The organism is Streptomyces sp. WZ-12 (genome assembly GCF_028898845.1).
Classification (GTDB): domain Bacteria; phylum Actinomycetota; class Actinomycetes; order Streptomycetales; family Streptomycetaceae; genus Streptomyces.
In genome coordinates this window covers 5,633,110-5,655,219 of the sequence record NZ_CP118574.1, presented here as the reverse complement: position 1 = coordinate 5,655,219, position 22,110 = coordinate 5,633,110, and the positions used below count along the sequence as shown (strand labels likewise).

23 protein-coding genes and 1 tRNA gene are annotated in these 22,110 nt (G+C 70.9%); 7 read left to right on the top strand and 17 right to left on the bottom strand.

Annotation, left to right across the window (positions count from 1 at the left end; genetic code table 11):
• Positions 1-9: 9 nt before the first annotated feature.
• A complete protein-coding gene (locus PV796_RS24485; protein WP_274915525.1) occupies positions 10-330 on the bottom strand; it encodes a DUF3618 domain-containing protein in 321 nt (106 codons plus the stop codon).
• 262 nt (positions 331-592) lie between these two features.
• Between PV796_RS24485 and bcp the strand changes: the two genes are divergently transcribed.
• On the top strand, positions 593-1,060 hold the full coding sequence (gene bcp, locus PV796_RS24480) for a thioredoxin-dependent thiol peroxidase (RefSeq protein WP_274915524.1): 468 nt from the start codon (positions 593-595) through the stop codon (positions 1,058-1,060).
• A gap of 33 nt (positions 1,061-1,093) precedes the next feature.
• Here bcp and PV796_RS24475 read toward each other — a convergent pair whose 3' ends face one another.
• Together PV796_RS24475 and PV796_RS24470 are read right to left on the bottom strand one after the other, a co-directional pair.
• Positions 1,094-2,383, bottom strand: a complete 1,290-nt coding sequence (locus tag PV796_RS24475) for a sensor histidine kinase (protein ID WP_274915523.1) — start codon at positions 2,381-2,383, stop codon at positions 1,094-1,096.
• A complete protein-coding gene (locus tag PV796_RS24470; RefSeq protein WP_274915522.1) occupies positions 2,383-2,889 on the bottom strand; it encodes a hypothetical protein in 507 nt (168 codons plus the stop codon). The genes PV796_RS24475 and PV796_RS24470 overlap by 1 nt, the downstream gene beginning before the upstream one ends.
• 449 nt (positions 2,890-3,338) lie before the next feature.
• Between PV796_RS24470 and PV796_RS24465 the strand changes: the two genes are divergently transcribed.
• Together PV796_RS24465 and PV796_RS24460 are read left to right on the top strand one after the other, a co-directional pair.
• Positions 3,339-4,880: an MFS transporter gene (locus PV796_RS24465; protein ID WP_274915521.1), complete on the top strand. Its 1,542-nt coding sequence runs from the start codon at positions 3,339-3,341 to the stop codon at positions 4,878-4,880.
• Positions 4,881-4,994: 114 nt separating this feature from the next.
• Positions 4,995-5,069 (top strand) — tRNA-Leu (locus tag PV796_RS24460).
• Between the two features lie 57 nt (positions 5,070-5,126).
• Here PV796_RS24460 and rdgB read toward each other — a convergent pair.
• The 4 genes from rdgB to PV796_RS24440 all read right to left on the bottom strand — a co-directional run bounded on the left by rdgB (position 5,127) and on the right by PV796_RS24440 (position 7,491).
• On the bottom strand, positions 5,127-5,759 hold the full coding sequence (gene rdgB, locus PV796_RS24455) for an RdgB/HAM1 family non-canonical purine NTP pyrophosphatase (protein WP_274915520.1): 633 nt from the start codon (positions 5,757-5,759) through the stop codon (positions 5,127-5,129).
• 9 nt (positions 5,760-5,768) lie between these two features.
• Positions 5,769-6,191, bottom strand: coding sequence for a hypothetical protein (locus PV796_RS24450; protein ID WP_274915518.1), 423 nt, complete (start codon positions 6,189-6,191; stop codon positions 5,769-5,771).
• Between the two features lie 206 nt (positions 6,192-6,397).
• Entirely contained in the window at positions 6,398-7,129 is a 732-nt protein-coding gene (rph, locus tag PV796_RS24445; protein ID WP_274915516.1) for a ribonuclease PH, read from the bottom strand.
• Positions 7,130-7,251: 122 nt separating this feature from the next.
• Positions 7,252-7,491 carry a glucose PTS transporter subunit EIIB gene (locus PV796_RS24440; RefSeq protein WP_078970859.1) on the bottom strand — a complete coding sequence of 80 codons (240 nt, stop codon included), beginning with the start codon at positions 7,489-7,491 and terminating at the stop codon, positions 7,252-7,254.
• A gap of 221 nt (positions 7,492-7,712) precedes the next feature.
• Here PV796_RS24440 and PV796_RS24435 point away from each other — a divergent pair, with 221 nt between their 5' ends.
• Together PV796_RS24435 and PV796_RS24430 are read left to right on the top strand one after the other, a co-directional pair.
• Positions 7,713-9,047 (top strand): PTS transporter subunit EIIC, encoded by a 1,335-nt coding sequence (locus PV796_RS24435; RefSeq protein WP_274919215.1) that lies wholly within the window; start codon positions 7,713-7,715, stop codon positions 9,045-9,047.
• Positions 9,048-9,313: 266 nt separating this feature from the next.
• On the top strand, positions 9,314-10,567 hold the full coding sequence (locus PV796_RS24430; RefSeq protein WP_274915515.1) for a PTS transporter subunit EIIC: 1,254 nt from the start codon (positions 9,314-9,316) through the stop codon (positions 10,565-10,567).
• Between the two features lie 107 nt (positions 10,568-10,674).
• On the opposite strand, the gene PV796_RS24425 is transcribed toward PV796_RS24430, so the two are convergent.
• From PV796_RS24425 to clpS, 8 genes are all read right to left on the bottom strand, one after another.
• Positions 10,675-11,427, bottom strand: coding sequence for an MBL fold metallo-hydrolase (locus tag PV796_RS24425; RefSeq protein WP_274915514.1), 753 nt, complete (start codon positions 11,425-11,427; stop codon positions 10,675-10,677).
• A gap of 353 nt (positions 11,428-11,780) precedes the next feature.
• Positions 11,781-12,731: a PLP-dependent cysteine synthase family protein gene (locus PV796_RS24420; RefSeq protein WP_274915513.1), complete on the bottom strand. Its 951-nt coding sequence runs from the start codon at positions 12,729-12,731 to the stop codon at positions 11,781-11,783.
• Position 12,732: 1 nt separating this feature from the next.
• Positions 12,733-13,041 carry a MoaD/ThiS family protein gene (locus PV796_RS24415; protein ID WP_274915512.1) on the bottom strand — a complete coding sequence of 103 codons (309 nt, stop codon included), beginning with the start codon at positions 13,039-13,041 and terminating at the stop codon, positions 12,733-12,735.
• Between the two features lie 145 nt (positions 13,042-13,186).
• Positions 13,187-13,321: a putative leader peptide gene (locus PV796_RS24410; protein ID WP_342456966.1), complete on the bottom strand. Its 135-nt coding sequence runs from the start codon at positions 13,319-13,321 to the stop codon at positions 13,187-13,189.
• A 228-nt stretch (positions 13,322-13,549) separates the two neighbouring features.
• Positions 13,550-13,975, bottom strand: a complete 426-nt coding sequence (locus PV796_RS24405) for a M67 family metallopeptidase (protein WP_274915510.1) — start codon at positions 13,973-13,975, stop codon at positions 13,550-13,552.
• Positions 13,976-14,081: 106 nt separating this feature from the next.
• The gene (locus PV796_RS24400) at positions 14,082-15,530 is read right to left on the bottom strand and encodes an amino acid permease (protein ID WP_274915509.1); all 1,449 of its coding nucleotides are present in this window, start codon (positions 15,528-15,530) and stop codon (positions 14,082-14,084) included.
• A gap of 350 nt (positions 15,531-15,880) precedes the next feature.
• Complete coding sequence (locus PV796_RS24395; protein WP_274915508.1) at positions 15,881-16,474, bottom strand: DUF2017 domain-containing protein; 594 nt, start codon at positions 16,472-16,474, stop codon at positions 15,881-15,883.
• The gene (gene clpS / locus PV796_RS24390; RefSeq protein ID WP_274915507.1) at positions 16,471-16,803 is read right to left on the bottom strand and encodes an ATP-dependent Clp protease adapter ClpS; all 333 of its coding nucleotides are present in this window, start codon (positions 16,801-16,803) and stop codon (positions 16,471-16,473) included. The genes PV796_RS24395 and clpS overlap by 4 nt, the downstream gene beginning before the upstream one ends.
• Before the next feature lie 161 nt (positions 16,804-16,964).
• On the opposite strand from clpS, the gene PV796_RS24385 reads away from it, so the two are divergent.
• Positions 16,965-18,293: a nicotinate phosphoribosyltransferase gene (locus PV796_RS24385; protein ID WP_274915506.1), complete on the top strand. Its 1,329-nt coding sequence runs from the start codon at positions 16,965-16,967 to the stop codon at positions 18,291-18,293.
• Between the two features lie 137 nt (positions 18,294-18,430).
• On the top strand, positions 18,431-19,027 hold the full coding sequence (locus tag PV796_RS24380; RefSeq protein WP_274915505.1) for an isochorismatase family protein: 597 nt from the start codon (positions 18,431-18,433) through the stop codon (positions 19,025-19,027).
• Positions 19,028-19,107: 80 nt separating this feature from the next.
• On the opposite strand, the gene PV796_RS24375 is transcribed toward PV796_RS24380, so the two are convergent.
• Together PV796_RS24375 and PV796_RS24370 are read right to left on the bottom strand one after the other, a co-directional pair.
• On the bottom strand, positions 19,108-19,527 hold the full coding sequence (locus PV796_RS24375; RefSeq protein ID WP_274915504.1) for a hypothetical protein: 420 nt from the start codon (positions 19,525-19,527) through the stop codon (positions 19,108-19,110).
• 117 nt (positions 19,528-19,644) lie between these two features.
• Positions 19,645-22,035: an immune inhibitor A domain-containing protein gene (locus tag PV796_RS24370; protein ID WP_274915503.1), complete on the bottom strand. Its 2,391-nt coding sequence runs from the start codon at positions 22,033-22,035 to the stop codon at positions 19,645-19,647.
• Positions 22,036-22,110: the final 75 nt, after the last annotated feature.

Here is a 22,110-nt window from a genome sequence, read left to right as displayed (position 1 = left end):
CCAACGGGGCTACTTGCGGCGCTTCTTGGCACCCGCGGCGAGCAGGCCCACCACGGCCACGCCGATCATGGCCACCGGGATGATCCGCTCCAGCCGGGGCGCACCGTCCTCGGACACCAACTGGCCCCGCACGTCCGAGACCAGGCGGTTGACGGCGACGTAGGCGCGGCCCGCGGTGCGGTCCACGGCCGCCGACGCCTTCGCCTTCGCGTCATCCATGATCGTCTTCGGGTGTAGCCGGACGCCGATCTCGTCGAGCGTCCCGGCGAGATCCTGCCGCCTGCGGACGATGTCCGCCTCGATCTGCGCAGGGGTCCTGGCTTCCGACACCGCGCCGCCTCCGTCATCTCGTGCCGATGGGTACGGAGGCCGGACTCGGGGCCCCGTACGGAACCGGCCACCTCGATCAGGTGCCGATTCGTGTAGGACAGTCTGTCAGCTCCCACCGGGGTGCGCCCCACAGCACCCCCGTTTCGCCCCGCGGCCGCGCCCCGCCGCCGACCGGCGAAGTCCGCGGCGCCGCGCTGGCCTAATGTCGGTGACGCACCACGCCCATCCGCAAGCCCCACCGCAAGGAGACGGAAGACCCGCCATGAGTGAGCGACTCCAGCCCGGCGACACCGCGCCCGCCTTCACGCTCCCCGACGCCGACGGCAAGCAGATCTCGCTCGCCGACCACAAGGGACGCAAGGTCATCGTCTACTTCTACCCGGCGGCGCTGACCCCCGGCTGCACCAAGCAGGCGTGCGACTTCACCGACAACCTCGACTTCCTCGCCGGCCACGGCTACGACGTCATCGGCATCTCCCCGGACAAGCCGGAGAAGCTGGCGAAGTTCCGCGAGAAGGAGGAGCTCAAGGTCACCCTGCTCGGCGACCCGGACAAGGAGGTGCTGACCGCCTACGGGGCCTTCGGCGAGAAGAAGCTGTACGGCAAGACGGTCACCGGCGTGATCCGCTCCACCGTCATCGTCGACGAGGACGGCAAGGTCGAGCGGGCGCTGTACAACGTCAAGGCCACCGGCCACGTCGCCAAGATCATCAAGGATCTGGGGCTGTAACGCCCCGACCGGGCCGCCGGGCGGCGACCGGCGCTACGGCGCCGTCGCCGCCTCCGGGGTCTCCGGTGCCGTCGTCGCGGCCCGGTCCGGCAGTTCCAGTACGGCCTCGGCGCCGCCGCCCGCGGCGGTGCCGAAGTCCAGCCGCGCGCCCAGCACCTCCGCCTGGCCGGCGGCGATCGTCAGCCCCAGCCCGTGCCCGGTGCCGCGCTCCGGCGCCGCGGTGCGGAACCGCCGCGGCCCCTCCGCGCGCAGCTCCGCCGGATACCCCGGTCCGTGGTCGCGCACCACGATCCGCGCGCCGATCACCACCACCTCGATCGGCGGCTCGCCGTGCTTGGCCGCGTTCGCCAGCAGGTTCACCAACACCCGCTCCACCCGCCGCCGGTCGGTCTCCACGATCATCGGCTCGCCCTCGACGCTCACCGACACCGCCAGGTCGTCCACCCCGCGCTGCCGCGCGGCCCGCTTGACGATCCCGCGCACCAGCGACGGCAGCTCACAGGCGTCCAGGTCCGCCCGCTCCACCCCGGCGTCCAGCCGGGAGACCTCCAGCAGGTCCTCCACCAGCCGTCGCATCGCCTGCGCCCGGTCCCGCACCAGCTCCACCGCACGCGGCTGCGGCAGCAGTTCCGCCGCCGCCACCAGACCGGCCACCGGCGTGCGCAGCTCGTGCGCCACGTCGGCGGTGAACTCCCGCTCGGCCTCCACCCGCGCCGCCAGCGACGTCGCCATGTGGTGGACGCTGCGGCCCAGTTCGGCCACCTCGTCCCGGCCGTTGCTGGCCAGCGCCTCCGCGTCCGGCGGCTCGCCCGCCGCGATCCGTCGGGCCGCCGCCGCGCTCAGCCGCAGCCGCCGCGAGAGCCGCTGCGCGACGAACCACGACACCACCGCCATCAGCACGACCGTGCCGAATCCGGCGATCAACAGCGCCCGGTCCAGCGCCACCTGCGCCGGATCGTCGTCCGGGTACGCCGCCGACACCGACAGCGAGCGGGCCGGCCGGGCAGCGTCGCCGCCGCCGACCCCGGTCGCCGCCCACACCCGCGGGTCATCGCCGCCGCTCAGATAGGTGCCCGAGCGGCCCCGGAACACCGCCTCCCGCAGCGGCGACGGCAGCGTCGCGTCGTCCAACTGCGCGCCCAGCGCCAGCGTCCCGTCCCGCTCGTAGATCGTCAGCGCCGAGCTCAGCCGGACGTCCTGGTACGCCCGCGCCGACCGCTCCCGCTCGGCGTCCGCGATGTGGTGCACGGCGAACCCGAGCACCACCACCGCGAGCGCCGTCATACCCGAAATGGCCAGGGCGATCCGGCCTCGAATGCCCATCACGCGAGGTTGTACATCTCCGTCGTGTCGCCGAGCGGGGTGGACCCGTCATAGGTCACCTCCAGGCCCGTGAAGGCCCGCGCTCCGTCGACCTCCTTCGCGCCGTAGAGCCGGAACGTCGCCCGGTACCCGGCGTCCGTCCCGACGCCCGCCGCGGTCTTCTCCACCTGGACCACGCCCCGGCCCTCGGCTTCCTCACCGTCGTAACGGACCCAGGTGATCCCGGTCGCCACCATCCCGGCGTCCGCACAGGTCAGCGTGATCACCCGGGGCCGGATCTCCGGCTCCCCGATCCCGCAGTCCCGCACGCCCGGCAGCCCCTCGGTGGGCCCGGCGGCCGACTTCACGTCCTGGACGGCCGAGGTCCGCGGCGCGGCGTCCACCGCCGAGGCGCGGTCCGACGCCTGGCTGAACCACACCCCGCCGGCCGCCAGCGCGGTCACCACGACAAAGGCCACCAGGGCGGTCCGCCCGCGCCTGAAGCGGGCCCCTTCGCGGTCGGTCATCACACACTCCTCCCGGGGCGCCCTCGCCCCGATACCCCGCCAGCAATCACGACCACCGCCGCGGTCCCGCGCCGGGCCCGGGAGCCCGGCCACCGCGCGCACGGCACCGCGCGGCGGGTGCCACCTCCTGCGGCGAAAGGGCACCCTTCGACGGGCCTGCGACTAAAAGGTGCGGTTTCGCCACCGTCACTCTCCTCTTCCCCGGACACAGGCTGATTGCCCGAATGCCGCGGTGACCACTCGGCTTTGTACCAGTCCTGTAACAGGCCGTTCCGCCGCGGCGCCTCATCACCCCTCTGACGTGCGCCGACCGGACCGGCTCCACGTGACATACCTCGCGTTCGCCGCCCACAGTGTTTTGACCGGGCCTCCAGCGTGCAGGCGCACCCGTCGTAGTTCCCACGCCCGCGCAGCCGAAGAACCGCGCCGACCAACGGGAGGACCGCCGCGTGCCGCACCGCAGTACCGAGGACAGCCACTTGGCGCCGGATCGCGACCTGGAGGCGCGCCGGCGCCACTGGGTGCTCTTCCGCGCCATCGACCGACGCCGCAATCCCCCGCTCCGCCGCACCGACATCACCGTCACCGACGAACCGACCGTCCGCCGCGCGGTCAAGGCCGCCGCGCTCGGCAACGCCATGGAATGGTTCGACTTCGGTATCTACAGCTACCTGGCCCTGACCATCGGCAAGGTCTTCTTCCCCAGCGGCAGTTCCACCACCAGCCTGCTGTCCTCCTTCGCCACCTTCGCCGTGGCCTTCCTCGTACGGCCCCTGGGCGGCGCCTACTTCGGCCCGCTCGGCGACCGGATCGGTCGCAAGAAGGTCCTCGCGCTCACGATGATCATGATGTCGTTGGGCACCGTCTGCATCGGCCTGATCCCGTCCTACGACACCATCGGCCTGCTCTCCCCCGCCCTGCTGATCTTCTTCCGACTGATCCAGGGCTTCTCCACCGGCGGCGAGTACGGCGGGGCCTCCACCTTCATCGCCGAGTACGCCCCCGACAAGAAGCGCGGCTACTTCGGCAGCTTCCTGGAGATGGGCACCCTGATCGGCTACACCGGCGCCGCCGGCATCGTCCTGGTGCTCAACACCGTGCTGGGCCCGGAGACGATGGTCCAGTGGGGCTGGCGCCTGCCGTTCCTGATCGCCGGCCCGCTCGGCCTGGTGGGCCTCTACCTCCGGCTCCGGCTGGACGAGACCCCGGCCTTCCAGAAGTTCGAGGCCGCGCAGGCCCACGGCTCCACCGAGGCCCACGCGCGTACCGAGGAGGAGCCCTCCCACCTCTCGGCCAACCACCCCGGGAAGAAGCTGGGCGAGATCTTCACCCAGAACTGGCCCGCGATCCTGCTGTGCATCGCCCTGGTCGGCGCCTACAACATCACCGACTACATGCTGCTGTCGTACATGCCGACCTACCTGACGGACACCCTCGGGTACAACGAGACCCACGGCCTGCTGGTCCTGCTGGTGACCATGGTCGCCCTGATCTGCCTGCTGCCGACCGTCGGCAAGCTCAACGACCGCTACGGCCGCAAACCCCTCCTGATGACCGGCATGCTGGGCTTCTTGATCCTGGCGATACCCGCGTTCCTCCTGGTCAAGATGGGCTCGCTGGTCGCCGTCTCGGGCGGGATGGCCCTCCTGGGACTCTCCCTGGTCTGCCTGCTGGGCACCATGTCCGCCGCGCTGCCGGCGCTCTTCCCCACCAGCGTCCGCTACGGCTCCCTGTCCATCGGCTACAACCTCGCGGTCTCCCTCTTCGGCGGCACCACCCCGCTGGTCATCACCGCCCTGATGGACGCCTTCGACAAGAACGTGATGGTGCCCGCCTACTACACGATGGGCGCCGCCCTCGTCGGCGTCGTCGCGGTCGCCGTCATGAAGGAGACCGCCCAGCAGCCGCTGGACGGCTCCCCGCCCTCCGTGGCCACCGAGGAGGAGGCCCGCGCCATCATCGCCTCCCGCACCCACGAACCCCGCTTCTGAGGGGCGCCCGCCCGCCGGCAACTCGGCGCCCCCGCCGCCCCGTTCGGCCGTCCGGCCGCCGACTCGACCGGCCCCTGACCGCCCGCGGAGGGGACCCAGTAGAGTTGGCGCCGCGGGCCCGTACCCCAGCTGGCCAGAGGGCGCCGGTTTAGGTCCGGTGTGTCGTGGGTTCGAGTCCCACCGGGCCCACCGCGACGAAGACGGCCTCCCTTCCGCGGAAGGGAGGCCGTCTTCGCGTTCTCCGGGTCAGCCCAGCAGCTCCCGCACCACCGGCGCCAGGGCGCGGAACGCCTTGCCGCGGTGGCTGATCGCGTTCTTCTCGGCGGCGGTCAGCTCGGCGCAGGTCCGCCCCTCGCCGAGCGGCTGGAGGATCGGGTCGTAGCCGAAGCCGCCGGTGCCGGCGGGGGTGCGGCGCAGGACGCCCTCCAGGGCGCCCTCGACGACGCGTTCGGTGCCGTCGGGGAGGGCGAGGGCCGCGGCGCAGGCGAAGTGGGCGGCGCGGTGCTCCTCGGCGATGTCGGAGAGCTGGGCGAGCAGCAGGTCGAGGTTGGCCTGGTCGTCGCCGTGCCGGCCGGCCCAGCGGGCGGAGAAGATGCCGGGGGCGCCGCCGAGGACGTCGACGCAGAGGCCGGAGTCGTCGGCGACGGCCGGCAGGCCGGTGGCCTGGGCCAGGGCGTGCGCCTTGAGGAGCGCGTTCTCGGCGAAGGTGACGCCGGTCTCCTTGACGTCGGGGACGTCCGGATAGGCGTCCGCGCCGACGAGTTCGACGTCGAGGTCGGCCGCGTCGAGGATGGCGCGCAGCTCGGTGATCTTGCCGTTGTTGCGGGTGGCGAGGACGAGGCGGCGGGGGGCGGGGCGGTCGCCGGTTTGTGACTCCATGGGACGCGATTATCCCTTGTCGCCCGGGGTGCACACGGCGGTGATCCGGCTCGCCGCCTCGCCGATGGGGGCGAGGTTGGGGGCCTTGTTGTTCTCGACGGCCGTGCGGGCCTCCTTGATGCCGCCGTTCATCTTGCCGACCGCCTCGCGGAGTTCGGGGTCGTGGGCGGAGGCGCTGAGCTTCTTCAGGTCGGCGTCGAGGGCGTCCAGGGCCCGGTTGGCCTCCTCGGGATCGTCCAGGGCCCGGTCGGCGGCCTTGTTGAGCTTGTCGACGCCGTTGACGACGGCGGTGGCGGTTTTGGCGCAATCCACCGCCTTCTGGACGGCGCTGCACGCGGCCAGCGCCGGCGTCGCGAGGGCCAGGACGGCTGCCACGGCGAGCGCCTGGGCGGCGGGGCGGCGCGGGCTGGGGCGGCGGTGGGGACGGGCCATGGACGTTCCTTCCCTTGGGGCGTACGGGGGGGGTGCGCACGCGAGCCGGGTGCGGCGGCGGCGCGCCGCGGGCTCGGCAAGGGAGGAAACGCCGGGCGGGACAAGGGGGTTGACCGGCCGGCGGGGGCGGGGGCGAAGATCAGCCAGCGGGCGGGTGCGGGGCGCCGGGGCCGGGCCCCGGTTCCCGCACCCGGCGGCGGCCCGGGTCAGAGGGTGCGGGCCAGCGCCTTCTGCTGGGCGGCGTCGAGCGCGGTGCAGCCCGAAACGGCCAGGTCCAGCAGGGAGTTGAGCTCGTCGCGGTCGAACGGCGTTGCCTCGGCGGTGCCTTGGACCTCGACGAAGCGGCCGTCGCCGGTGCAGACGACGTTCATGTCGGTCTCGGCGCGCACGTCCTCCTCGTAGCAGAGGTCCAACAGCGGGACGCCGTCGACGATGCCGACGCTGACCGCGCTGACGGTGCCGGTCAGCGGGCGGCGGCCGTGCTTGATCAGCTTCTTGCCCTGGGCCCAGCCGATCGCGTCGGCGAGAGCGACGTAGGCGCCGGTGATGGCGGCGGTGCGGGTGCCGCCGTCGGCCTGGAGGACGTCGCAGTCCAGGACGACGGTGTTCTCGCCGAGGGCCTTGAAGTCGATGACGGCGCGCAGCGAGCGGCCGATGAGGCGGGAGATCTCGTGGGTGCGGCCGCCGATCTTGCCGCGGACGGACTCCCGGTCGCCACGGGTGTTGGTGGAGCGGGGCAGCATGGCGTACTCGGCGGTGACCCAGCCCTCGCCGGTGCCCTTGCGCCAGCGCGGCACGCCTTCGGTGACGGAGGCGGTGCAGAAGACTTTGGTGTCGCCGAAGGAGACCAGTACGGACCCTTCGGCGTGCTTGCTCCAGCCGCGTTCGATGGTGACGGGGCGGAGCTGTTCAGGGGTACGGCCGTCGATACGAGACATGGTTCAGACCCTATCGGCTGCGCCGAGGGCCTCGTTCCGGTGCCGGGGAGCGGCGGGAACGAGGCCCTTTGCGTTCGACCGCGCGTCAGGGGCGGGCCCCGGCGCGGTTCACGAACGGTGGCTCACATCATGTCTTCGATCTCGGCGGCGATCGGGTCCGCGTCGGTGCCGATGACGACCTGGATCGCGGTGCCCATCTTCACGACGCCGTGGGCGCCGGCGGCCTTGAGAGCGGCCTCGTCGACGAGGGAGGCGTCGTTGACCTCGGTGCGGAGGCGGGTGATGCAGCCCTCGACCTCTTCGATGTTGTCGAGCCCGCCGAGCCCGGCGACGATCTTCTCAGCCTTGCTGGCCATGTCCACTCCTGCTTGTCTCGGCCGTCGGCGGTTCTGCCGCTCGGTTTGCACACGGTAACGCACGTTCAGCCCACTTCTATGGGCGTTCGTCCGTTACCTGGCGAAGGATGGCGATCACCAAAGGAGGCGTCCGGAACGCACTCCGACAACTGGTCTACACCACAGTATGCGGCACGCGGCGGACGGGGCGTCCCCGGGCCGGCGCCTCAGGCGGGCGGAGGGTGCGGATGGCTGCGGACGCGGCGGGCGCGAGGCCGGGGAAGGGGCCGGCGCAACCGGTCCGGAAGCGGGCGCAGGCGCTGTTCCAGGGCCTGCAGAAGATGGGTCGCAGCCTCCAGTTGCCGATCGCGGTGCTGCCGGCGGCGGGCATCCTCAACCGGCTCGGCCAGCCGGACGTGTTCGGCGCCAAGGGGCTCGGCTGGGAACACGTCGCCAAGGTCTTCGCGGGCGCCGGCGGGGCGCTGCTGGATTCCGGGCTGGGGCTGCCGCTGCTCTTCAGCATCGGCGTGGCCATCGGGATGGCGAAGAAGTCGGACGGCTCGACGGCGCTGGCGGCGATCGCCGGATTCCTCGTCTATTACGCGGTGTTGCACCAATTCCCGGTGCGCTGCCCGACGGGGCAGACCTATACGCAGGCGGGGTTGTGGAGCGGGGTGTGCGTCGATGCCGCGGGGAAGGCGACGCCGGCGACGTTCCAGAATCCGGGGGTTTTCGGCGGCATCGTCATGGGCTTTCTCTCCGCGTGGTGTTGGCAGCGGCTGCACCGGGTGAAGCTGGTGGACTGGCTGGGCTTCTTCAACGGCCGCCGGCTGGTGCCGATCGTGATGGCCTTCGTGGGGCTGGCGTTCGCGGCGCTCTGCCTGTGGGTGTGGCCGCCGGTGGGCGACGCGCTGACCTCCTTCAGTCACTGGCTGACGGAGTTGGGCGCGTGGGGTTCGGGGATTTTCGGGACGGCGAACCGCGCGCTGCTGGTGATCGGGGTGCACCAGTTCCTGAACACCTTCGTCTGGTTCCAGTTCGGGAGTTTCACCACGCCCGACGGCACGGTGGTGCACGGCGACATCAACCGCTTCATGGCCGGCGATCCGACGGCCGGTCAGTTCACCACCGGGTTCTTCCCGATCATGATGTTCGCGCTGCCGGCCGCGGCGCTGGCGATCGCGCACTGCGCCCGCCCGCACCGCCGCAGGGAAGTCGCCGGAATGATGCTCTCGGTCGGGCTGACCTCGTTCGTGACCGGGGTGACCGAGCCGGTGGAGTATTCGTTCATGTTCATCGCCCCGGTGCTGTACGGGATTCACGCGGTGCTGACCGGAACGTCACTCGCGGTCACCTGGGCACTGGGGGTGCACGACAGCTTCAGTTTCTCCGCGGGGTTGATCGACTACGTCATCAACTGGAGCCTGGCGACGAAACCGTGGCTGATCATTCCGATCGGCCTGTGTTTCGCCGCCGTCTACTACCTCCTCTTCCGTTTCGTCATCACGCATTTCGATCTGGCGACGCCGGGGCGGGAGCCGGCCGAGGTCGGTGACGCCATGGAACGGGAGAACGTCAAATAGTGACGGGAGAGCCCCAAATAGCGTGCGGGCGGCCGGGATTACCCGCGCCGCCCGCTCTTTTTCCCCGCCTTCGTCGGCCCCCGGGTTCGCACCCCCGGGGGCCGATGGTCATGTGGTCCATACCACTTGGAAGAATGGATTCCTTTACTCCCCCGCTACGTGCTAAGAATGGTCTAAACCACCAGGTGGTTTAGACCAAGGTGTAGACCAACGGCGGGCCGTCTCCCCCTTCTCTCCCAGGGCCCGCGTCCTCCAGGAGGAATCCGATGAGTTCGGCCACCGCCACGAAGGCGGCCCCCGCAAAGAAGCGGGGATCCGGCCTGTTGCAGGGCCTGCAGAAGATCGGCCGCAGCCTCCAGCTGCCGATCGCCGTCCTGCCCGCAGCCGGCATTCTCAACCGCCTCGGCCAGCCGGACGTCTTCGGCGACAAGGGCCTGCACTGGACCGCCGTCAGCAAGGTCTTCGCCGCCGCCGGCGGCGCGGTCTTCGACAACCTGCCGCTGCTGTTCTGCATCGGCGTGGCCATCGGCTTCGCGAAGAAGGCCGACGGCTCCACGGCGCTCGCCGCCCTGGTCGGCTTCCTGGTCTACAGCAACGTCCTCAAGGCGTTCCCGGTCACCGAGGGACACATCGAGAACGGCAAGTGGGTCGAGCCCGTCGTCAACAACCCCGGGGTCCTCGGCGGCATCGTCATGGGCCTGCTCGCCGCGGTCCTGTGGCAGCGCTACCACCGCAAGAAGCTGGTGGACTGGCTGGGCTTCTTCAACGGCCGCCGGCTGGTCCCGATCATCATGGCCTTCGTCGGCACCGCGGTCGGCGTCCTCTTCCTGCTGATATGGGAGCCGGTCGGCAACGCCATCTCCGCCTTCGGCGAGTGGATGACCGGCCTGGGTGCGATCGGCGCCGGCCTCTTCGGCCTGATCAACCGCGGGCTGCTGCCGATCGGCATGCACCAGTTCGTCAACACCGTCTCGTGGTTCCAGATCGGTGACTACACCGACGCCGCCGGCAAGGTCGCGCACGGCGACATCGGCCGCTTCTTCGCCGGCGACCCGACCGCCGGCCAGTTCATGTCCGGCTTCTTCCCGATCATGATGTTCGGCCTGCCGGCCGCCGCGCTGGCCATCGCGCACGCCGCCCGCCCCGAGCGCCGCAAGGCCGTCCTGGGCATGATGATCTCGCTCGGCCTGACCTCGTTCGTCTGCGGCATCACCGAGCCGATCGAGTTCTCGTTCATGTTCATCGCGCCGGTGCTGTACGCGATCCACGCCGTGCTGACCGCCGTGTCGATGGCCGTCACCTGGGCGCTCGGCGTCCACGACGGCTTCACCTTCTCCGCCGGCGCCATCGACTACCTGCTGAACTGGAAGCTGGCCACCGAACCGTGGCTGATCATCCCGATCGGCCTGGCGTTCGCGGCCATCTACTACCTGCTGTTCCGCTTCGCCATCGCCAAGTTCAACCTCCCCACCCCGGGCCGCGAGCCCGAGGAAGAGGTCGAGGACCTGACCAAGGCGTAGCCCCCGCGGCCGCACACCAAAGGGCCCCGGAACCGCAACACGCGGTTCCGGGGCCCTTGTCGTTGCCGCCCCCCGTTGCCGTCCCGCCGCGGCGCGGCGGGGCGGGCTCAGATCTCGTAGACCGCGCCGGCCTTGGCGACCTCGACCGGCCCGTCGTAGACCTTCTGGGCGTCGCGGACGCTGATGTCGGGGTCGGTCCACGGCGGGATGTGGGTCAGCACCAGCCGGGACGCGCCGGCCCACCGGGCGTGCTCGCCGGCCTCCCGGCCGTTGAGGTGGAGGTCCGGGATGTCCTCCTTGCCGTGGGTGAAGGACGCCTCGCACAGGAACAGGTCGGCACCCTCGGCCAGAGTGGTGAGCGCCGCGCAGGGGCCGGTGTCGCCGGAGTACGTCAGGGTGCGGCCGCCGTGCTCGATCCGGAAGCCGTACGCCTCGACGGGATGGCTGACCCGCTCCGTGCGCACGGTGAACGGGCCGATGGTCGTGGTGCCCGGGGTCAGCGTCCGGAAGTCGAAGACCTCGCTCATCGCCTTCTCGTGCGGGAGGTCGTCGTGCGCGGCGGTCAGTCGGCGCTCGGTGTCGGCCGGTCCGTAGACCGGCATCGGCGCGCAACGGCCGCCGTCCGGGCGGTAGTAGCGGACGACGAAGTAGCCGCACATGTCGATGCAGTGGTCGGCGTGCAGGTGCGACAGCAGCACGGCGTCCAGGTCGTACAGACCGCAGTGGCGCTGCAACTCGCCGAGGGCGCCGTTGCCCATGTCGAGGAGCAGCCTGAAGCCGTCGGCCTCCAAGAGGTAGCTCGAACAGGCCGATTCCATGGAGGGGAACGACCCCGAGCATCCGACGACGGTGAGCTTCATACGGGCGTGAACCTCCATGGGCTGGGGGCACCCCCACCCGGCGATGGCCGGGGAGGGTGGCGGCCGGCGGTGCCGAAAACGGTCCCGACGCGGTGCCGTGCGGAGCTGCTGCCGGGTCCTTGGCGGTCGGTGCGGTGCCCACGAGCGTACGGCGCGCAGGGGCGCGCGGCGCCGTAGGTGGGGCGAGCTGTGGGCGGAATCACCAGTCCGGGTGGGGTGGAGTCGCGGGCCGCACCGCGCTTCCGGTGGGCGGAAGTTCCGCCCGGAAGTCCTCGCGCGCCGCCGTGCGCGGCGGATGCACGAAGGGGTGGCTCCGGCGGTCGCCGCGAGCCACCCCCTCCGGGTGCGTGGGCCTACGCCCAGAGCTGCCCGTGCAGCGTCGCGATGGCCGCCTCGGTGGACTCGGCGGTGTAGACGCCGGTGGAGAGGTACTTCCAGCCGCCGTCGGCGACGACGAAGACGATGTCGGCGCTCTCGCCCGCCCGGACCGCCTTGCGGGCCACGCCGAGGGCGGCGTGCAGCGCCGCGCCGGTGGAGATGCCGGCGAAGATGCCTTCCGTGGCGAGGAGTTCACGGGTGCGGCGGACGGCGTCCTCGGAGCCGACGGAGAAGCGGGTGGTGAGGACCGACGCGTCGTAGAGCTCGGGGATGAAGCCCTCGTCGAGGTTGCGCAGGCCGTAGACGACGTCGTCGTAGCGCGGTTCGGCGGCGACGATCTGCACGCCGGGGACGTGCTCGCGCAGATAGCGGCCGACGCCCATCAGCGTGCCGGTGGTGCCCAGGCCCGCCACGAAGTGGGTGACCGAGGGCAGGTCGGCGAGGATCTCGGGGCCGGTGGTGGCGTAGTGGGCACCGGCGTTGTCGGGGTTGCCGTACTGATAGAGCATCACCCAGTCCGGGTGCTCGGCGGCGAGCTCCTTGGCGACCTTCACGGCGGTGTTGGAACCGCCCGCCGCGGGCGAGGAGATGATCTCCGCGCCCCACATCGCGAGCAACTCCCGCCGCTCGGCGGAGGTGTTCTCCGGCATCACGCAGACGATGCGGTAGCCCTTGAGCTTGGCCGCCATGGCGAGCGAGATGCCGGTGTTGCCGCTGGTGGGCTCCAGGATCGTGCAGCCGGGGGTGAGCCGGCCGTCCTTCTCCGCCTGCTCGATCATGTGCAGCGCGGGCCGGTCCTTGACGGAGCCCGTGGGGTTGCGGTCCTCCAACTTCGCCCAGATGCGGACGTCCTCGGAGGGCGACAGGCGCGGCAGACGGACGAGCGGGGTGTTCCCGACCGCCGCCAGCGGGGAGTCGTACCGCACCTCAGACCCGCCCGACGGAGCCGGACATCGCACCGGAGCCCCCGGCGACCGCCGGCAGGATCGTCACGCTGTCGCCGTCGGCGAGTTCGGTGCCGATGCCGGCGAGGAAGCGCACGTCCTCGTCGTTGAGGTAGACGTTCACGAAGCGGCGCAGCTCGCCGCCGTCGTCGACCAGGCGCTCGCGGATGCCGGCGTGCCGGCCGTCCAGGTCCTTGAAGAGTGCGTCGAGGTTGACACCGCTGCCCTCGACGGCCTTCTGGCCGTCGGTGTAGCTGCGCAGGATGGTCGGGATGCGGACCTCGATGGCCATGGGAGTGCTCCTGTCGGAGTTCGACGATGCGGGGGCGGGTGCGGTGCTGCGTGCGGTGCCGTGATGGCACACGGCGGCGGTGCGTACCGGGCGGCGCGGGACCGTGCGGGCGGCTGCGGCACGGCGCCTCGGCGGCGGGCGGCGGTTACGCGGCGCAGCGCGGACAGATGGCGCTGGAGAGGCGGCACAGGTCGATGTGCAGCCGGGCGACTCCGCTGCCGAAGGCGCCCAGGAGGCCGGACGCGGCGCGGCGCGTGGCCAGCGGGGCGTGCGTGCGCACACCCGGCGCCACCGTCCTCGGCTCGCTCGTTCCGCACACGACATGGTCAACCATGCGGTCATCGTATCGATTCCCGGTCCGGGTTCTGGAACCTCGTCCCATGATGCGGACGTTCGCCGTACGCCAGGTGGGACGCGGATCGGGCCCGGTCCTCGGCACCCGCCGTGACCGGGGGCGAACCTCCAGGTCACGGCCGTCGCTCGGCCCCGGCATGAGGTCGGCCACGCGTCACGCGTAGCTCTCGACTATCCGGACCTCTTCCTCGGTGACCTCGCCGTCCACGATGCGGAACGAGCGGAACTGGAAGGGGCCGGCGTCGTCGGCGTCGGCGGTGGAGACCAGGACGTAGTGGGCGCCGGGCTCGTTGGCGTAGGAGAGGTCGGTGCGCGAGGGGTACGCCTCGGTGGCGGTGTGCGAGTGGTAGATGATGACCGGTTCCTCGTCCCGGTCGTCCATCTCGCGGTAGAGCTTGAGCAGATCGGCGGAGTCGAACTCGTAGAACGTGGGCGAGCGGGCCGCGTTGAGCATCGGGATGAACCGCTCGGGGCGGCCGCTGCCGGCCGGGCCGGCGACCACGCCGCAGGCCTCGTCGGGGTGGTCCTGGCGGGCGTGCGCGACGATCTGGTCGTGGAGGGCCTTGGTGAGGGTCAGCATGCGGCCCACAATAGACAGCCGGGCCCGCGCGTACCGACAGGTGGTACGTGCGGGCCCGCATGCTGGACAGGTGGTGCTTTTCGGCCGGTTGTGGTGCTCCCGGTCGTCAGCCCTTCTCGGCCGGTTCGGCGGGCGTCCGGGCCAGCAGTGCGGCGTCCCGGCGCTTGATCGCGAGGTAGCCGACGGCCAGCATGACCGCCCAGACGGGGGCCGCGTAGAGCGAGATCCGGGTGTCCGGGTCGACGCCCATCATCACGATCACCATGCCGATGAAGGCCAGCGCGAAGATCGAGGTGAACGGGGCGCCGGGGGCCTTGAATTCGGACTGCGGCAGCTCGCCGCGGTTCGCCTTGGCCCGGTAGCGCAGGTGCGACAGGAGGATGACGATCCAGGCCCACATGCCGGAGATGGTGGCGAAGGAGACGACGTAGTTGAACGCGTCGCCCGGCCACTCGTAGTTGATGTAGACGCCGACCAGCATCAGCGCCACGGAGATGCCGGTGCCCCACGTGGGCAGGCCGTTCTTGCTGAGCTTGGTGAAGAACTTCGGGCCCTGGCCGTTGAGCGCGAGGTCGCGCAGCATCCGACCGGTGGAGTACATCCCGGAGTTGGCCGAGGAGAGCGCCGCGGTGAGCACGACGAAGTTGACGATGCCCGCACCGGCCGGCAGCCCGATCTTCTGGAACGCGGCGACGAACGGGCTCACGCCCGGCTTGAAGTACGTCCAGCTCACGACGGACAGGATGATGATGAGCGCGCCGACGTAGAAGAGACCGATCCGCCACGGCACGGTGTTGATGGCCTTGGGGAGCACCTTCTTCGGGTTGGTCGCCTCGCCCGCGGTGACGCCGACGAGTTCGACGGCGAGGAAGGCGAACATCACGATCTGAAGGGTCATCAGCGTGCCGCCGATGCCCTTGGGGAAGAATCCGCCGTCCGACCAGAGCAGGGTGAACGAGGCGGTGTCACCGGCCTTGGAGAAGCCGAGCGTGATGACGCCGAGGCCGATCAGGATCATGCCGATGATCGCGGTGACCTTGACCATCGAGAACCAGAATTCCAGCTCACCGAAGATCTTCACCGAGATCAGGTTGATCCCGAACAGTGCGACGGTGAAGACCAGCGCGGAAACCCATTGCGGTATTCCCTTGTTCCAATACTGGACATAGGTGGCCGCGGCGGTCACTTCCGTGATGCCGGTGACGACCCAGAAGAGCCAGTACGTCCAGCCCGTGACGAAGCCGATGAACGGGCCGAGGAATTCCCGGCCGTACTCGGAGAACGAGCCGGAGACGGGCCGGTACATGAGCAGTTCGCCCAGGGCCCGCATGATGAGGAAGATGACCAGACCGACGATGGCGTACGTCAGGATGATGCTCGGTCCGGCCTTGGAAATGGCCTTGCCTGCTCCGAGGAACAGACCGGTACCGATGGCGCCACCAATGGCGATCATCTGGATCTGGCGATTGCCAAGACCCCGCTGGTAGCCCTCTTCGGGAGCCCCTCCAGCTGCCTCGTTGCCGTCGCGATGCTTGTCGACCTGCACAGAGGTCATGAGTGGTGCGCCTTTCTCCATTCCGACCCGGTTGACGTCCGGATCGGGTCCCGATCCCCCCGGATGGAGTTCCTGCACGCCGACGGTCGGTCGGCTCAGCGCTCCCGCAGCGACAGGGGTGGCGTCACTCACGGCAGGTCGAGAACTTTTATCACGACCTGCCGGAGATCGACCAGAGATCGAGTGAGGCATTCCACAGAGAAATCAGGACAAAGCGCGAAATCCTCAACACAGCGCACGGTCGTGTTAACGCGATCGTTATCCGGATTTGAGCCTCCGCTGAGCGAACGGAGGGTAACGGGCGGACCGATGCGCCCCGTTGTGCGCCGGCGCCGCCCACGGCCCCGCTCTCAGCCCATCAACGCCTCGACGAGCGTCTCCTGGAGACCGCCCAGCCAGAAGTAGGCGAGCACCATCGGCTTGCGCGGATCGCCGTCCGGCAGCCGCAGCAACTCCCCGCCGTCGTCCTCGTCGGTGACCTCCAGGCGCGTGCCGATGGCCAGCCGGAGGTCGTTGAGCGCGCCCAGCCACTGCCGGCACTCGTCGGGCTTGAGCCGCAGCACCGCCCCGCCGTTCTCGGCCGACAGCGCGTCCAGCGCCCGGACCAGCGCCAGCGCGTCCTCGCGCTTGCGGGCCCGCAGGTCGTTCTCGGTGTAGCGGCGGAACTCGGCGGAGGCGGCCCGGACATCGTCGTCCGGCACTCGGTCCGGGCCGCCGTACGCGTCGGGGAAGAGGCGGGCCAGCACCGGGTCCGACGGCGGCTCACTGGGGCCCTCGGCGAAGAGCGCGGCCAGCATGTCCTGTTCGCCGCCGGCCTCGGGCTCGGCACCCGGACCGATCAACTCCAGCAACTGCACGGCCAGGCTGCGCAGGATGGAGATCTCGACCTCGTCGAGCGGGGCGGCGGCGCCGCCCCCGGGCAGCGGTTCGAACTGGCCGGTCATGCGCGGTCCTGCTGGAGGGTCGCCCACAGGCCGTAGCCGTGCATCGCCTGCACGTCGCGCTCCATTTCCTCGCGGGAGCCGCTGGAGACCACCGCGCGGCCTTTGTGGTGGACGTCGAGCATCAGCCGGTGCGCCTTGTCCTTGGAGTAACCGAAGTACGTCTGGAAGACGTAGGAGACATAGCTCATGAGGTTCACGGGGTCGTTGTGAACGACCGTGACCCACGGGACGTCGGGCTCGGGCACCACGTACGGGGCCTCGTCGGTCTCCGGACGCTCGATCTCGACCGGGACGCTGAGGCTGCCGTGATGTGGCCGCAGGGTGCTCATGGGTGACGGGTGGGCGCTCACAGGGCCCATGCTGCCACCCAGGGGCGATGGACGCACAAACGACCCCGAGGCGCCCCGCACCGCCGCGCCGCCCGGAGCGCGGAACGGCCCTTCGGACCACTATCGTCAAAGTGACGAGTACGAGGGGTAGCATCTCCCCTATGAACACAGCAGACCTGGGGCTGCCGGTGGCCGTGCCGTCGACGGCGCTCTTCACCGACCAGTACGAACTCACCATGCTGCAGGCCGCGTTGCGGGCCGGCACCGCGGACCGGCGGTCGGTCTTCGAGGTCTTCACCCGGCGGCTGCCGGAGGGCCGGCGCTACGGCGTGGTGGCGGGCACCGGCCGGGTCCTGGACGCCGTGGAGAACTTCCGCTTCGACGACACCATCCTGGGCTTCCTGCGGGAGCGCGGGATCCTCGACGGACCGACCCTGGACTGGCTGGCCGACTACCGCTTCCGCGGCGACATCTGGGGCTACCCGGAGGGCGAGGTCTACTTCCCCGGCTCGCCGATCATGCGCGTCGAGGGCACCTTCGCCGAGGCGGTGGTGCTGGAGACGGTGATCCTGTCGATCCTCAACCACGACTCGGCGGTGGCCGCGGCCGCGTCCCGGATGGCGGTGGCCGCCGGCGACCGGCCGCTGATGGAGATGGGCGCCCGGCGCACCCACGAGCTGTCGGCGGTGGCCGCGGCCCGCGCCGCGTACGTCGGCGGCTTCCACGTCACCTCCGATCTGGCGGCCGGCTTCCGCTACAACATCCCCACCGTCGGCACCAGCGCGCACGCCTTCACGCTGCTGCACGACAGCGAGCGGGACGCGTTCACCGCCCAGGTCGACACGTTGGGCAGCGGGACGACGCTGCTGGTGGACACCTTCGACGTCACCGAGGCGGTGCGGACCGCCGTGGAGGTGGCCGGGCCCGGCCTCGGCGCGGTGCGGATCGACTCCGGCGACCTGCTGCTGATCGCACACCGGGTGCGGCAGCAACTGGACGAACTGGGCGCCACCAAGACCAAGATCGTGGTCACCAGCGACCTCGACGAGTACGCCATCGCCTCGCTGGCCGCCGCACCGGTGGACGCGTACGGGGTCGGCACCCAACTGGTGACCGGCAGCGGGCACCCGACCTGTTCGATGGTCTACAAGCTGGTCGCCCGGGCGGACAGCGACGAACCGGGCGCGCCGCTGCGGCCGGTGGCGAAGAAGTCGATGGGCGCCAAGTCCTCGATTGGCGGCCGGAAATGGGCGGCGCGGCGGCCGGACGAGCACGGGGTGGCGGAGGCCGAGGTGGTCGGCACCGGGCCGGTACCGGCCGAGTTGACCGACCGGCTGCTCCAGGTGCCGCTGGTCACCGGCGGCACGGTGGTGGCCCGGGAGCCGCTGGACGCGGCGCGCGCCCGGCACATCGCGGCCCGCGCCGGGCTGCCGCTGTCGGCGACGCAGCTCTCCCGCGGGGAGCCGGTGCTGCCCACCGAGTTCGTCTGACCTGACCCGTCCCGCACCCTCGGCGGGCGGGCGCGCGAACCGCGCCCGTCCGCCCCTCCCCCCGCGCGCCCGCAGTGGCTACCCTCGGTCACACCACATCCCGCGCCCCTCTCCCCTCCAGCCGGAAGGCACGCACCATGCACCGGGCACTGATCGTCGTCGACGTCCAGAACGACTTCTGCGAGGGCGGCAGCCTCGCGGTGGCGGGCGGTGCGGACGTCGCGGCCGCCATCACCGATCTGGTCGGCGCCGCGGCCGGCAGCGGCTACCGCCACGTCGTGGCCACCCGCGACCACCACATCGACCCGGGTGACCACTTCTCCGACCACCCCGACTACCGCACGTCCTGGCCCGCGCACTGCGTGGCGGGCACCGAGGGCAGCGGCTTCCACCCGAACTTCGCGCCGGCGATCGCCTCCGGCGCGGTCGACGCGGTGTTCTCCAAGGGCGCCCACACGGCCGCGTACAGCGGCTTCGAGGGCACCGACGAGAACGGCGTCCCGCTGGCGGAGTGGCTGCGCGAGCGGGGCGTGACCGACGTCGACGTGGTCGGGCTCGCCACGGACCACTGCGTGCGCGCCACCGCCCTGGACGCGCTCGCCGAGGGGCTGCGCACCCGCGTCCTGCTGGACCTGACGGCGGGGGTGGCCCCGGAGACGACGGAACGGACGCTGGCGGAGCTCCTGGAGGCGGGGGCGGAGCTGAGCGGCAAGCCGGTGGTTGTCGGCGGCTGAGGCGCCCCTGGCCGCCGTGCCGCGGCCCGGCGGCCGGCTCGTCCGCACGCGCCGGACGGGCTGGAACCGGCGGCCCGCACTCACACCCCGGACGGGCTGGACTTCGGCGCTGACCAGCCCATCTGCGGCCAGTCCGGGTGCGGGCGGGTGGCTGTCGCGGCGGGCTTTTGGGGGCGGAGGAGGGTGCGTATGGGGTGCCAGGACTCGGTGTCGTCGTCGGGGGCCTCGCGCCAGACCAGGCCGTCGGGGTGGTGGAGCACCGCGGTGATCTCGTCGGGGGTCGGCGGCTCGGTGTTGCCGCGCAGGTAGACGGCGCGCAGGCCGAGGTTGCGCAGCCTGGTCAGGGCGCGCGAACGGTTCACCGCGTGCACCAGGACGCGGATGCGGCGGCCGCCGTCGTACGGGTCGCAGAGCGGCCCCTGGCCCGGCCTGGGCAGCGAGAGGGCGACCACCACGCTTCCGCCGGGAAGCCGCGCGAAGCCACCTCTGGTCATCGTCATATCTCCCCCGTGAGACTCGGCGTCAACAAGGAACTGTAAGACGCATCTAAACGCCTAACGGCCGCCGCCCGCTAGGGGGCGGCGGCCGATACGGCCCTGACCTGCGGGTTTTACGTTCTACTTGCCGGCAGGGCCAACCGTGAGGATCACCGAGGAGCCGTCCCTGGCCTCCTTGCCGACCGTGATCTTGGTGTTGGTGTCAGGAACGCGCACCCCGCCGGTCGGGTTCGCCGGGTCGACGTAGGAGCCGTGGCGGTCGTCGAAGACCGGCACCCCGGGCTTGGCGGCGATCTTCACCGCGGCGCCGTCCTTGTGGAGGGTGAGGGCGTCGGTCCGGGCGTGGGTGAAGGTGGAGTCGTAGGACTGGAAGCGGTTGCGCATCAGCGAGCCGTCGGCCCAGCGCTCGGCCCGCGGGTGCGCGTCGACCGGGAGGATGCGGCCGACACCGGGGTGCACGCCGACGTTGTTGTCCCGCTGCGAGGTGTCCCAGAGCCAGATCAGCACGCCGTTCTGGTACGGGAAGTGCTCGACCCAGGACGGGCGGGTGCTCTTCCAACCGAAGTTGTACGGGCCGGACTTGAGGGTCCGGTCGTAGGAGACGTACTGGCGGTTCTCGGCGAGGTAGTACTGCGGGTAGTCCTTGGTGAAGGACGCGCCGATCCGGGAGAAGCCGTCGGCGGTCCAGCCGTTGTCGCCGGTCTCGGCGCCGTCGGTGAACAGCGGGGCGCCGTCGGCGGTGAGGGTGAGGGCGTCGGCGGTGAAGCCCTTCTGCGCCACTCCGCCGTCGGTCTGGTAGCGGAAGCGAAGGCCGATCTTCTTGCCGGCGTAGGCGTCCAGCGGGAAGGAAAGGGCCTGGTGAGCGGCGACGGTGCCGGTCAGGGCCGGCTTGCCGGAGGCGTCCCGGGGCAGCGGCGCGCCGCCCGCGGTGCCGTCCAGTGGCGTCCAGGTGGCGCCGCCGTCGGTGGAGACCTCGGTGTAGAGGAAGTCGTAGTCCTTCTCGATGTCCCACCAGCCCTTGAGGGTGAGCGCGGCGGTGGACCTGCCGGTCAGATCGACCGTCCTGGTAAGGGTGTTGGCGAGGTTGTCGCCCATGCCGCTCCACCACTGCGCGGCGCCCTCGGCCGGCTTGACGATCTCGGTGGTGACCTTCTTCGCGGGCAGCTCGACGACCAGGGCCTGTTTGTTCTTGGTGTTGTACTCGGCGACGCCCAGGGTGTGCCGGGAGGGCGTCGCGGCCTTGGCGGTGGCGTAGTTGAGCCAGCCGAGTTGGAGCTTGTCCCAGGCGCCGAGGTCGCCGGGGAGGTCGCCGATGGCGCCCTTGCCGCGGCCGAGCCAGGAGCCGGCCGACATCAACGACCAGAAGTCCACCGAGGATTCGCCCTTGCCGGTGGTGTCGTACTCGTCCGGCAGGCCGAGGTCATGGCCGAACTCGTGGGCGAAGACGCCGAGTCCGCCGTTCTCGGGCTGCATGGTGTAGTCGCCGACCCAGAACCCGGTGTCGCCGATCTGGGTGCCGCCGGCCCTGTTGTCCGCGGGCCCGGTCCTGCCGGCGTCGGTGCCGTACGCGTACCAGCGGTGCGCCCAGATCGCGTCGGTGCCCTGGGCGCCGCCGCCGGCCGACTCGTCCTCGCCGGCGTGCACGATCTGGAAGTGGTCTATGTAGCCGTCGGGTTCGTTGAAGTTCCCGTTGTGGTTGTAGTCGTTGCGGTCCCACTGGTCGTACTGGGCGAGGTCGGCCTTGATCTGGGCGTCGGTGCGGCCCTTGGCCTTCTGGTCGGTGACCCACTGGTTGACCGCGTCGCGGATCAGGTCCCAGGCGTTGGGGCAGTTGGTGGATCCGCAGTAATTGGAGCCGTAGCGTGCCTCGTTCCACGGGACGCGGACCCAGTCGGAGACCTGGCCGTCCACGGAGTAGCGGCCCGAGGACTGCCGCTCGTAGAACTTCGCCAGCGACTCCTTCTTCTTGTCGTGCGAGAAGTACAGGTCCTGGTAGTGCTGCCGGTCGAAGTCCGGCTGCCAGGCGGTGCTGTTGTCCTTCTTCGGGTCCGGCTTGGCGATCTGGTTGTGCGCCGGTCCTGGGGTGCCGCCGTACTTCTTCACCGGGGGCAACGGGCCGTTGCCGTCCGGGTCGTACGTCGTGGTGTCGTCGACCTTGTCGCCGAAGTCCACCAGGATCGTGAAGATCTTGTCGGTCTTCTGCCGGGCGAGCTCGACGTACTTGCCCTTGCCCAGCTTGACGACCTTGGAGCCGCCGCGCTCGCTGGCCTGCGCGTCGCCGGAGATGACCTGCCGGAGCGCCTCGGTGCGCTGCGCCGTCCGGCGTTCGCTGAAGGGGCCCTTGAGGTCGTGGGCGTCGGCCCGTTCGGGGGCCGGGTCGTGGCGGACGGCGGCCGCGGCGGCCGGCGGGGCGTCGGCGGCGGCCGTCCCGGGAGCGAGAACGGCCGCCCCGGTCGCGGCGAGCGCGGTGGCCAGGACGGCCGCTCCGTAGAGTCTTCGGTGGCGTCTCACGTGGTAAAGCCCTCCCCATCAACTGGTCAACTATGGAGGGCATTTGACCGGATGCATCGGGGAAAAGACAGATCT